At 69.4% G+C, this 10,981-nt stretch carries 11 protein-coding genes; 6 read left to right on the forward strand and 5 right to left on the reverse strand.

Features of this window, described 5'->3' with window-relative positions; all coding sequences use genetic code 11:
* The first annotated feature begins 9 nt into the window (after positions 1 to 9).
* On the forward strand, positions 10 to 1,356 hold the full coding sequence (locus tag DID96_RS05680) for an MFS transporter (protein WP_124598276.1): 1,347 nt from the start codon (positions 10 to 12) through the stop codon (positions 1,354 to 1,356).
* Between the two features lie 133 nt (positions 1,357 to 1,489).
* Here DID96_RS05680 and DID96_RS05685 read toward each other — a convergent pair whose 3' ends face one another.
* Positions 1,490 to 2,197 (reverse strand): Crp/Fnr family transcriptional regulator, encoded by a 708-nt coding sequence (locus tag DID96_RS05685; RefSeq protein ID WP_124598277.1) that lies wholly within the window; start codon positions 2,195 to 2,197, stop codon positions 1,490 to 1,492.
* Positions 2,198 to 2,279: 82 nt separating this feature from the next.
* On the opposite strand from DID96_RS05685, the gene DID96_RS05690 reads away from it, so the two are divergent.
* On the forward strand, positions 2,280 to 2,807 hold the full coding sequence (locus DID96_RS05690) for a DUF962 domain-containing protein (RefSeq protein ID WP_124598278.1): 528 nt from the start codon (positions 2,280 to 2,282) through the stop codon (positions 2,805 to 2,807).
* Positions 2,808 to 3,021: 214 nt separating this feature from the next.
* Entirely contained in the window at positions 3,022 to 3,648 is a 627-nt protein-coding gene (locus DID96_RS05700; RefSeq protein ID WP_124598279.1) for a bifunctional 2-polyprenyl-6-hydroxyphenol methylase/3-demethylubiquinol 3-O-methyltransferase UbiG, read from the forward strand.
* An 86-nt stretch (positions 3,649 to 3,734) separates the two neighbouring features.
* On the opposite strand, the gene DID96_RS05705 is transcribed toward DID96_RS05700, so the two are convergent.
* Positions 3,735 to 5,009 (reverse strand): EAL domain-containing protein, encoded by a 1,275-nt coding sequence (locus DID96_RS05705; protein ID WP_124598280.1) that lies wholly within the window; start codon positions 5,007 to 5,009, stop codon positions 3,735 to 3,737.
* A gap of 192 nt (positions 5,010 to 5,201) precedes the next feature.
* Entirely contained in the window at positions 5,202 to 6,638 is a 1,437-nt protein-coding gene (gene mdtD, locus DID96_RS05710) for a multidrug transporter subunit MdtD (protein WP_124598281.1), read from the reverse strand.
* A gap of 238 nt (positions 6,639 to 6,876) precedes the next feature.
* Here mdtD and DID96_RS05715 point away from each other — a divergent pair, with 238 nt between their 5' ends.
* On the forward strand, positions 6,877 to 7,200 hold the full coding sequence (locus DID96_RS05715) for a DUF2917 domain-containing protein (protein ID WP_124598282.1): 324 nt from the start codon (positions 6,877 to 6,879) through the stop codon (positions 7,198 to 7,200).
* A gap of 148 nt (positions 7,201 to 7,348) precedes the next feature.
* Positions 7,349 to 8,743: a CoA transferase gene (locus DID96_RS05720; RefSeq protein WP_124598283.1), complete on the forward strand. Its 1,395-nt coding sequence runs from the start codon at positions 7,349 to 7,351 to the stop codon at positions 8,741 to 8,743.
* Positions 8,744 to 8,762: 19 nt separating this feature from the next.
* On the opposite strand, the gene DID96_RS05725 is transcribed toward DID96_RS05720, so the two are convergent.
* A complete protein-coding gene (locus DID96_RS05725) occupies positions 8,763 to 9,509 on the reverse strand; it encodes a GntR family transcriptional regulator (RefSeq protein ID WP_124598284.1) in 747 nt (248 codons plus the stop codon).
* A gap of 166 nt (positions 9,510 to 9,675) precedes the next feature.
* Between DID96_RS05725 and DID96_RS05730 the strand changes: the two genes are divergently transcribed.
* Positions 9,676 to 10,521: an aldo/keto reductase gene (locus DID96_RS05730; RefSeq protein WP_124598285.1), complete on the forward strand. Its 846-nt coding sequence runs from the start codon at positions 9,676 to 9,678 to the stop codon at positions 10,519 to 10,521.
* 30 nt (positions 10,522 to 10,551) lie between these two features.
* Here DID96_RS05730 and DID96_RS05735 read toward each other — a convergent pair.
* On the reverse strand, positions 10,552 to 10,981 hold a 430-nt coding region (locus tag DID96_RS05735), incomplete at its 5' end, for a hypothetical protein (RefSeq protein WP_185732178.1).

The raw sequence follows: 10,981 nt of genomic DNA on the forward strand, positions 1-10,981 counted from the left end.
GGCGTAACGATGAATCTGTCACCTGTCACGAATTCGCCGGCGCTCGTCGCCGCGACCCGCAAGGCACGCCTGCGGCTGCTGCCGTTTCTCGTGCTGATGTACGTGCTTGCGTTCGTCGATCGCGCGAACGTCGGATTCGCGAAGAACGTGCTGCAGGCCGATACGGGCCTGAGCGACGCAGCATTCGCGTTCGGCGCGGGCATCTTCTTCGTTGGCTACGCGTTGTTCGAAGTGCCGAGCAATCTGCTGATGCATCGCTTCGGCGCACGCGTGTGGATGAGCCGCATCATGCTCACGTGGGGCATCGTGTCCGCGTGCACGGCGTTCGTGCACGACGCGGCGAGCTTCTACCTGCTGCGCGTGCTGCTCGGCATCGCGGAGGCCGGCTTTTTCCCCGGCATCATCCTGTTCCTGTCGAACTGGTTCCCGGCGCGCATCCGTGCGCAGGCGATGGGGCTGTTCTATTTCGGGCTGCCGCTCGCGCTCGTGCTCGGCAGCCCGGCGTCGGGCTGGCTGCTCGACCTGCCGATGCCGTTCGGCCTGCACGCGTGGCAAGGGATGTTCGCGGTCGAAGGGCTCGCGGCTTCCGCGGTCGGCGTGATCGCGTTCTTCTACCTGACCGACCGGCCCGCAGACGCGCGCTGGCTGTCGGCCGACGAGCGCTCGGCGCTCGTGGCGACGCTCGGCGATGAGGACGCGCGCAAGCGCGCGCACGGCCCCGCATCGGTGATTGCCACACTGCGCGATCCGCGCGTGCTGTTCTTCAGCGCAATTTACTTCGCGATCCAGATCAGCGTGTACGGCGTCGTGTTCTACCTGCCGACGCGCATCGCCGGATTGACGGGCGGTCACGTCGGCATGACCGTGGGTTTGCTGACTGCGATTCCGTGGTGCGTGGCGATTCCGGGCACGTTCGCCGTCACGCGGCACGCGGATCGTTCGGGCCGGCATCGCGGATGGGCGGCCGCGATGCTCGCGCTTGCCGCGACCGGTATTGCCGCGTCGGCACTCGGTACGTCCCTGCCCGTCGTGCTGATCGCGTTCTGCGTCGCCGCGACGGGATTCGTCGCGGTGCAGCCGCTGTTCTGGACGTTGCCGACCGGTTATCTCGGCGGCGCGGCCGCGGCGGGCGGGATCGCGTTCGTCAATTCGATCGGCAATCTCGGCGGCTTCGTCGCGCCGAATCTGAAGAGCCTCGCCGAACGCGCGGTCGGGCATCCGCAGGCCGGCATGCTGTCGCTCGCGTTGTTCGGTTTCATCGGCGCGGCGCTGCTGTTGATGGCCGGAACGCGGCGACGCGGGGAAACGGCGCACGACGGCAATCGCGCGTGGCGCGGGCAGCCGGGGCGGTCGTGAGCATTGGCGCGGCGGCGCGGGCATAGCGACGGACGCGCGCAGGCCGGCATCGCGTGCCGGATGCGTCGCACGGTGTGCGGCCCGGCGGCCGCGCAGGGTTGCGCCGCTGGGTTTTGACGCCGGGTTTCGATGTTTACCTCGCGTCGCCCGGCAGCCCGCTCGCGCGGCGCAGCGCATCGACATGGACGAGCTCGATTTCTCCGACGTGCAGCCGCACGACGCCGTCTGCCTGGAGCGACTTCAGCAACTGATTCGTGGTCTGCCGCGTCAGCGACAGCATCGCCGCGAGCGTTTCTTGAGACATCCGGATCCGCGTGCGGCCGGCGCTGATGCCGCCGTAGCCGTCGGCGATCATCAGCAGGCGCGCGGCAAGCCGCTGCGCGGCCGGCATCACGCTCATCGCCTCGACGGTCAGGAAGCTGAGCCGCAGCTTCTGCGCCATCAGCAGTGCGAACTGCCGCCAGTATTGCGGTGTCGCGTCGAGCATCGCGAGCAGCGCCGCCTGCGGCACGTGCAGCAGCAGCGCATCGTCGAGCGCGATCGCGTCGTGCGTGCGCGGCAGGCCGTCGAACAGCGCGATCTCACCGAACCACGTGACCGGCTCGGCCACCGTCAGGATCGCTTCCTTGCCCTGCGGATCGACCGCGCCTATCGTGAGGGAACCGCCCAGCACCGCATACAGCCCGCATGGCGGGTCGCCGCGGCGGAACAGCGCGTGGCCGGCCGGCAGCCGCCGCAGCGCGCCATGCGCGAGCAGCTCCGCGCGCACCGCGTGCGGCAGCGCGGCAAACCACGGGTGTGCGTCGAGTTGCGGCAGAAAGCGGTCGAGGGGCTCAGGCATGGGCGGCGCGATGTCGGGTAGCCGACAGAGGTTCTCGGGCGTGACGGGCATCATAGCGCGCAACGAACGAGGAGGAGACGCGATGAAAACGCTCGAAGACCATCTTTCCCAATATGCGGCCTATCACCGCGACGCGCGCAATATCGCGACGCACCTGGTCGGCATTCCGATGATCGTATTCGCGGTCGAGGTGCTGCTGTCGCGGCCCGCGCTCGGCACGCTCGCGGGCGTCGCGCTGTCGCCGGCGCTGTTGCTCGCGATCGCGTTCGCCGTGTTCTACCTGCGTGTCGACCTGCGCTTCGGCATCGTGATGACGGCGCTGTTCGCGCTCGGCCTGTGGGCCGGGCAGACGCTCGCGGCGCTGCCGACCGCGCAATGGCTCGGGATCGGCATCGGCGCGTTCGTCGTCGGCTGGATCGTGCAGTTCGTCGGACACTGGTTCGAGGGGCGCAAGCCTGCGTTCGTCGACGATCTCGTCGGCCTGATGGTCGGGCCGCTGTTCGTCGTGGCCGAGGTTGCGTTCTTCGCGGGGCTGCGTGGCGACGTGCGGCGCGCGGTAGAGAAGCGGGCCGGGCCCGTGCACGGCGGCACGCACGACGTGCACGTGTGAACGTGCCGATCGCGTGCTCGTCGATGTCCGACGATCTGGCCGCGCGCCGGCCGACCGAAATCGAGTGGATCAACGGCGGGGTGAGCGCCGCGCCGCGTGAATGCGACGCGTGTGCGGTGCGAGCCCGCGTCGGCGTCGCGCGACGCGCTTGCGCGCCGCGCAAGGGATAAGATTAGGGTCGCGTCATGTGACGCCTTTGCGGAGCGCAATCGCCATGGTGGATCGCCCGACTCTCGATGCCTACGATGCTTACGCGGCCGACTACGCGCAGATCTGGCTCGACGAGGGCCCGCCCGACGACATCTACGCGCTGCTCGAGCAGCATTTCGCGCCGGGACTGACGGCGGACGTCGGTTGCGGCGCGGGGCGCGACACCGCGTGGCTCGCGGCGCGCGGTTTCGACGTGCGCGGCTATGACGCGAGTACCGCACTGCTCGACGAGGCGCGGCGGCGCCATCCCGATCTCCTGTTCGAACACGCGATGCTACCCGCGCTCGCCGGCGTGCCGTCCGGCGCGTTCCGCAACGTGCTGTGCGAGACCGTCGTCATGCATCTGGATCATGCGGAAGCGGCAGCGGCCGCCGCGCGGCTCGTCGAGCTGCTGATGCCCGGCGGCACGCTGTACATGAGCTGGCGGGTCGCGGCGAACGGGTCGCTGCGCGACGAGCGCGGGCGCCTGTACACGGCGCTCGACGGCGCCCGGATGCGCGCCGCGCTCGGCGCCGGCGTACGGGTGATCGACGAGCACGACGTCGTCAGCGCGTCGTCCGGCAAGCGCGTGCACCGGCTGATCGTCCGCAAGGCTGACGTTGCGGAGCGCGCAAACCCGTCGTCAGCGTGACGGGGAGCGGCGCCTGCGGGCCGCGTTAGGTGGCGCCCGCGTTGGCACCAGCGTCGGCACCCGTGCCGGCACCGGCGCCGCGACGCTCACTCGCGGTTGAGCGCCGCTTCCCAGTTGATGTCGACGCACAGCACCTGCATCCCGCTGGCAACGGGCGCGGCGATCGACGCAGTCACGCACAGGTGCGCCTCGTTGATCGACAGATATGGCGGCGTCAGTTGCACGCGGCCCGGCGCGCGCATCGCGTGGATGAAGTACGGCCGGCGTTCCCAGCTCGCGCCTTCCGAATGCAGCAGCGGGCGGAAGCGCTTCGCGCGTTGCGACACGCTGCCGCGCGCAATCACGTTGTCGCCGATCTGGCGCCCCGATGCGTCGAGCAGGAAGCAGCGCGCGGTTTCGGGCAGGCCGAGCACCATCGCGGCCGCGTCGGTGAGCGTCGCGCCCGTGGCGAGCTTCGTGCTGGCCTCCTCGAGCGCGGCCACATACGGGGCGAGCCGCGTCGCCTGCTGGCGCTCGCGTTCCGCGACGCGCACGCGCAGCGTGGCCGACAGCGTGTCCATGCAGCCCGCCGCGGCCTGCGGCTGCACGGGCTCGACGCTTGGGCCGGCGAAGTACTGGCCCTGCACGAAATCGACGTCGCATTCGAGCGCGATCAGCGCGTCGCGCTCGGTCGACAGTCCGCCCATCAACACGAGCTGGCCGGATTCGTGCAGCAGCGTCACGAGCCCCGGCAACACGCGCTCGAGGTGCGAGTGTTCGCTCGCCTGCGCGAGGATCCCGCGGTCGAGCGTGACGATATCGGGATGCAGGTGCCACACGCGATCGATGTTCGAGTGCTTCGCACCGAAGCCGCCGAGCGCGATCAGGAAGCCGGCCTTGCGCAGCCCGTCGACGATCGCCGCATAGCGCGGCGTCTCGCCGCCCGCCTGTTCGGGCACCTCGAGCACCACGCGATGCGGCGGCAGACCGAGCGCCTTCAGGTTCGCGAGCAGCGCGTCGCCGTAGACGGTATCCATCAGCGCGGCCGGATGCAGGCTCAGGAAGAGCCATTCGTCATGACTGTCGAACGCATGGAAATTGCCGAGGTGCAGCGATTCGGCGAGCCGGCCGAGCTCGAGCAGGTCGCCGCGCCGCGCGGCCTGCGTGAACACCTCGTGCGATGCGACCTGGCGGCTCTCCTCGTCGTGCGCGCGCAGCGATGCGTGATAGCCGATCGCGCGCCGGTGCGACACGGAAAACACCGGCTGGAACACGCTGAACACGGTGTAGCCGCCATACAGCACGGTGCGCCGGTTGCCGTCGTCGCCGGCGACGGGGCGGGGCGGCTGGAAGCCGGGGGGATCGATGTCGATCATGCTCATGATGTCGGCCGAGGGAAGGCTGCCAGTTTACCTACAGAATAGGTGAGCAAGAAGTGTGCGCAACCGGGCGGCCGGTGCGTCAGCCCGCCGCGGCACCGAGCGCGGCGCGGATGGCCGCCGCCGGTGCCGTCGATGCACCGTCATGGTGCGCGGCGCGCCGCGACGACGCTTGCGTCGCGCCGCGCGCACGGATCACGCGCGTTCCGACGGATCGGTCCTGCGCGCGGCGCCGCGAATCTCCGGCGCGAGCTGCGCGAAGATCCACGCGGACGCGGCGGTGATGAGGCCGACGCAGATGAACGTCGCATGGAACGCAGGCAGCGTGTTGCTCGGCGTCACCGTGCGCAGCATGCCGGTGAAGGTCGCGAGCAGCGCGCCCGCGACCGTCACGCCGAGGCTCATCGACAGCATCTGCACGAGCGAGAACAGGCTGTTGCCGCTGCTCGCGCCGCCGGTGCCGAGATCCTTCAGCGTCAGCGTGTTCATCGCGGTGAACTGCATCGAGTTGAAGCCGCCGAACAGCGCGAGCTGCGCCACCTTGAGCCACACCGGCATCGCGTCGCGCATCAGTGCGAAGCTCGCCATCATCACGCCGACCATGATCGTATTCGCGAGCAGCACCTTGCGGTAGCCGTGCTTCATGATGAGGTGCGTGATGAAGCGCTTCGAGAACATCCCGGCAGCCGCGACCGGCAGCATCATCAGGCCCGCCTCGAACGCGGTGTAGCCGAGGCTCACCTGCAGCAGCAGCGGGATCAGGTACGGCATCGCGCCGGTGCCGATCCGCGCAAACAGGTTGCCGAGCAGGCCGACGCTGAACGTGTGGATCCTGAACAGCTCGAGCGAGAAGATCGGCTGCGTCGCGCGTACCGCGTACAGCCCGTAGGCGACGAAGCACGCGAGGCTGAGGATCAGCAGCACGAGCACCGCCGCGTGCTGCATGCCGAGGTCGGCGAGCCCGTCGAGCGACAGGGAGATCGCGACCATGCCGATCGTCAGCAGCAGGTAGCCCTTCAGGTCGAAGCGCCCGACCGCCGGGTTGCGCGCGTCGGGCATCGAGTACCAGGTGGCGACGCAGCCGGCGACGCCGACCGGCACGTTGATCAGGAAAATCCAGTGCCACGACGCGATCTTAACGAGCCAGCCACCGAGCGTCGGACCGATCAGCGGGCCGATCAGGCCGGGAATCGCGACGAACGACAGCGCGGACAGGTAGCGCTCGGCCGGAAACGTGCGCAGCACCGCGAGCCGCCCGACCGGCAGCAGCATCGCGCCACCGATCCCCTGCAGCACGCGGAACGCGACGAGTTGCGGCAGCGTGTGCGCGTTCGCGCACAGCAGCGAGCCGAGCGAGAACACCAGGATCGCGCTGAAGAACACGCGCCGCGTGCCGAGCGTGTCGGCGAGCCAGCCGGACACCGGGATCATCACGGCCATCGTCAGCGAATACGCGATCACGACCGATTGCATCCGCAGCGGCGATTCGCCGAGGCTCGCGGCCATCGACGGCAGCGCGGTGTTGACGATCGTTGCGTCGAGCGTCTGCATGAAGAAGCCCGTCGCGACGAGCCAGAGCATGACGGTGAGGTTTTTTTCGGCGGAGGCGGTGGCGGGCGGGTGTTGGAACATGACGGCGAGGGCGGGGCGCGCGAACGCGGGACAGCGGACATTGTAGGGAAAGCCGTCCTGCCGTGCAGTTTCGACCCGGTGTCCGGCGGGCAGATCGATGCCCCGACCCCACCGACCGGACGCACGTCCGCCGGCTGGCCAGTACAGTTCAGTCGAAAGTGTCTGCGATCGTATCTGTTCGTGTGCTGCCACTGTCCGGAATACTGACCCTATCCGACGACCCGACCAGGAGACAGCCATGCGTGAACTGCGACTCTATGTGCTGGACGGCGACGAGCCCGCCGGGCGGTGGCGGATGATCGACCGCACGTCGCTGCAGGTGGCGGACGGCGAGCTGTGGGTGACGGTCGAAGGCGAACTGGCCGATCATTGGCTGCTGCCGGGCGAGACGCTCGTGTTCGCGCGCGGGATGCGGGTCTGGATCAGTGCCGGGCCCCGCGGCGCGACCTTCGCGTTTGGTCCCCGGGACGCGCCGGCGGCCGTGCGCGCCGACGCATGGCGGCAGCGTGTCGCCGCGTGGGGCTGGCGCCGCCGTCAGGCCGCCGCGTCACTGCCGACGTAGCGAGCAAGCGGGCAAGCCGCCGGCGGAGCGAACGCATGCGCGGCCGCGGCACGGCGATGCGTCACGTCACGATTTGCTCGATCCGGATTGAACGCACGCGCGGTGAAATCTAGACTCGATTTCGTATCCCGCTCACTCGCGCACGATCATGACTCCCGCACTCGCATTGACGCATCTGTGGCAACTCGCGCAGGGTGACCCCGGCGCGCTCGCGCGTGTCGCCGTCACCGGGCAGGACCCTGCGCTGCCGTCCGTATTCCACGTCGGCACGCTCGCCGCGGCGACGATCGCGGCGGCCGGGCTCGCCGCCGCCGAGTGCCATCGCCTTCGCACGGGCGTCGCGCAGCATGTCGATGTGTCGGTGCGCGACGCGCTCGTCGCATTCCGCAGCGAGCGCTACCTGCGCGTCGACGACGGACCGCCGCCCGAACTGCGTCATCCGGTGACCGGTTTCTACGCGACGCGCGATGCGCGCTGGATCCAGTTGCACGCGAATTTCCCGCATCACCTGCGCGGCATCCTCGCGGTGCTCGAATGCGGTGACACGCCTGCGGACGTTGCCGCGGCGATCCGCACATGGGACGGCGCGGCGCTCGACACTGCGCTCGCGGATGCCGGACTCTGCGCGGCATTGATCAGAATGCCCGACGAATGGGTCGCGCACGAGCAGGCGCGTGCCGTCGAGACGCTGCCGTTGTTCGAGATCGAGCGCATTGGCGACGCGCCCGTGCAGCCGATCGGCCGGGCAGACGCGACGCGGCCGATCGCCGGCGTGCGCGTGCTCGATCTCACGCGCATCATCGCGGGCCCGGTCGCCGGCCGCACGCTCGCGTCGCATGGTGCAGAGACGCTGCTCGTGAACGGTCCGCACCTGCCGAACATCGCGCCGCTCGTGATCGACAACGGACGCGGCAAGCGCTCGGCATGGATCGACCTGCGCGATGCCGCGGGCGTCGATGCACTGCGGCAGCTTGCCCGCGACGCGGACGTGTTCCTGCAAGCGTACCGGCCCGATGCGCTCGCGGCGCGCGGATTTGCGCCGCAGGCGCTGGCCGCGTCGCGGCCCGGCATCGTATACGTATCGATATCCGCGTACGGGCATGCGGGGCCGTGGTCGCGTCGGCGCGGCTTCGACAGCCTCGTGCAGTCGGCGAGCGGGATCGCGTGGCGCGAGCAGCACGCGGCGCACGCGGACCGGCCGCGTCACCTGCCGTGCCAGGCGCTCGATCATGCGAGCGGCTATCTCGCGGCGTTCGGCGCGATGATGGCGCTCGCGCGCCGCGCGCGCGAAGGAGGGAGCTGGCACGTGCGGCTGTCGCTCGCACAGACAGGCCGTTGGCTGCAGTCGTTCGGTCTCGTACCGGACGGTGCGCACGCGCCCGACCTGATGCCCGACGACGTGCGCGACCGGCTCGACCGGACGGCATCGCCATTCGGCGCGATCGATGCGGTGCGGCCGGCGGAGCGCCTGTCGGCGACGCCGCCGTTCTTTGCGCTGCCGCCCGTGCCGCTCGGCACTGACGAGGCGCGATGGATGGAATGACGGACGTGCGCGCCCGCGCTTACTTGCGCAGCTCGACGACGAAGTCGTAGTAGTCGTTCCGGCAATAGGTGTCGGTCAGCTCGATCGCACGCTGGTCGGCCGTGTAGCCGATCCGGGTGATCAGCAGCAGTGCGTCGTGCGGTGCGATGCCCATCTGCCGAGCGATCTCGTCGGTCGCGTTGACCGCGCGGAAATGCTGCAGCGCGCGCACGATCGGCGTGCCGCGCGCTTCGAGGTAGCTGTACAGCGAATCGCCGATTGCCTGCGGATCGGGAATCAAGGTCGCGGGGAATGTCGAGTTCTCGACGGCCATCACGATGCCGTCCGCGAGGCGCAGGCGTTTCAATCGTGTAACCGACGCCGTCGGCGACAGGCCGAGCTGGATCACTTCGTCGCGGTTCGCGGGCTGGATTTCGCGCGCGAGCCATTGCGAGCTCGGTTTGAACCCGCGACGTTCGAGCATCTCGCTGAAGCTCGACAGGCGCGACAGCGGATCCTCGTAGCGCAGCTGGATGAAATTGCCTGCGCCTTGCGTGCGCCGGATCATCCCTTGCTCGACGAGGAGCGCAATCGCCTTGCGCGCGGTGATGCGCGACACGCCGAGCGCTTCCGACAGCACGCGCTCGGACGGCAGCGCTTCGCCGGCCGTCCAGCGGTTGTCCTGAATCGCTTCGCCGAGCTTGCGGGCGAGTTGCAGATAGAGCGGGGTGTCGTTGTCCGGGTCGGGGCGCAGGTCCTGCCAGCGGTCGTCCGTCGTTGCCTTCATGGAATGGTTGTCGATCAGGTTGCGGCCATTCTAAGTCATCATGCGGCGCCGTTATAGCCGGTTTTTGCCGTGCAACAGTCGGTCGCGGCGCCGAATGGCTACACTGATGCGTCGTATTCGATACCATTGCCGCCGCGTGCGGCCACGATTTCGCAGCGAGGAACGCATGACAGACACGATCGCCACGGTCGTCCTGCCTGACGGCGAGACGATCCCGAAGCTCGGGCAGGGGACCTGGGAGATGGGCGAGCATCCTTCCCGCCGCGCGGACGAGATCGCCGCGCTGCGCGAGGGCGTCGCGCTCGGGATGACGCTGATCGACACCGCCGAGATGTACGGCGAAGGCGCGACCGAGAACCTCGTCGGCGAGGCGCTCGCCGGCTTGCGCGACGACGTGTTCCTCGTCAGCAAGGTCTACCCGCATCATGCGAGCCGCCGGGGCGTCGTGGCGGCATGCGACGCGAGCCTCAAGCGCCTGCGCACCGATCGTCTGGATCTCTATCTGCTGCACTGGCGCGGCTCGGTGCCGCTCGCGGAGACGGTCGAAGGGTTCGAAGCGCTACGTCGCGCGGGCAAGATCCGCCACTGGGGCGTGAGCAATTTCGACACGGCTGACATGGAAGAACTCGTCGACGACGCGGGCGGCGCCGCGTGCGCGACCAACCAGATCCTCTACAACATCGCGCGGCGCGGCGCGGAGTTCGACCTGCTGCCGTGGCTCGCCGCGCGCCGGATGCCGGCGATGGCCTATAGTCCGGTCGATCACGCGCGCCTGCCGAAACATTCGCCGCTCGACGAGATCGCACGGTTGCGCGGCGTTTCGGTGATGCGCGTCGCGCTCGCGTGGGTGCTCGCGCAGCCTGGTGTGTTTGCGATCCCGAAGGCCGCTCGGATCGAGCACGTGCGCGACAACCGCGCCGCGCTCGATCTCGTGCTGAGCGATGACGAGCGCGCGCAGCTTGACGCATATTTCCGTCCGCCGCGCAGCAAACGCGCGCTCGAAATGCTCTGACCTCTGCAGCGCCTGGCGGCGCTGCGCGGGTCAGTGGCCGTTGCCGTTCCCGTTGCCGTGGCCACCGCCGTTGCCATGGCCGCCGTTGCTGCCGCCATTGCCGTTGCCGTTGCCAACGCCGTTCGCGCCACCGTTGCCGGCGCCACCACTGCCGTTGCCATTGCCGTTGCCGCCACCGTTGCCATGGCCGCCGTTGCCGCGGCCGCCATTGCTGCCACCGTTTCCGGCACCGCCGCTGCCGTTGCCATTGCCGCCGCCGTTGGCACCACCGTTTCCGGCACCGCCGCTGCCGTTGCCATTGCCGTTGCCGCCGCCATTGCCGTGGCCACCGTTGCCATTGCCGCCGCCGTTGGCACCACCGTTTCCAGCACCGCCGCTGCCGTTGCCATTACCGTTGCCGCCACCGTTGCCGTGGCCGCCATTGCCGCCGCCGCCAACGCCGCCATCACCGTGGCCGCCG

Origin of the sequence: Burkholderia sp. Bp8963 (genome assembly GCF_003854275.1) — a bacterium.
GTDB lineage: Bacteria > Pseudomonadota > Gammaproteobacteria > Burkholderiales > Burkholderiaceae > Burkholderia.

Excerpts from the sequence above, each read along its gene's own strand:
- DID96_RS05725 (WP_124598284.1), bottom strand. The coding sequence starts at position 9,509 with ATGAAGGCAACGACGGACGACCGCTGGCAGGACCTGCGCCCCGACCCG.
- DID96_RS05730 (WP_124598285.1), top strand. The coding sequence starts at position 9,676 with ATGACAGACACGATCGCCACGGTCGTCCTGCCTGACGGCGAGACGATC.
- DID96_RS05720 (WP_124598283.1), top strand. The coding sequence starts at position 7,349 with ATGACTCCCGCACTCGCATTGACGCATCTGTGGCAACTCGCGCAGGGT.
- DID96_RS05700 (WP_124598279.1), top strand. The coding sequence starts at position 3,022 with ATGGTGGATCGCCCGACTCTCGATGCCTACGATGCTTACGCGGCCGAC.
- DID96_RS05715 (WP_124598282.1), top strand. The coding sequence starts at position 6,877 with ATGCGTGAACTGCGACTCTATGTGCTGGACGGCGACGAGCCCGCCGGG.
- mdtD (WP_124598281.1), bottom strand. The coding sequence starts at position 6,638 with ATGTTCCAACACCCGCCCGCCACCGCCTCCGCCGAAAAAAACCTCACC.
- DID96_RS05680 (WP_124598276.1), top strand. The coding sequence starts at position 10 with ATGAATCTGTCACCTGTCACGAATTCGCCGGCGCTCGTCGCCGCGACC.
- DID96_RS05705 (WP_124598280.1), bottom strand. The coding sequence starts at position 5,009 with ATGAGCATGATCGACATCGATCCCCCCGGCTTCCAGCCGCCCCGCCCC.
- DID96_RS05685 (WP_124598277.1), bottom strand. The coding sequence starts at position 2,197 with ATGCCTGAGCCCCTCGACCGCTTTCTGCCGCAACTCGACGCACACCCG.
- DID96_RS05690 (WP_124598278.1), top strand. The coding sequence starts at position 2,280 with ATGAAAACGCTCGAAGACCATCTTTCCCAATATGCGGCCTATCACCGC.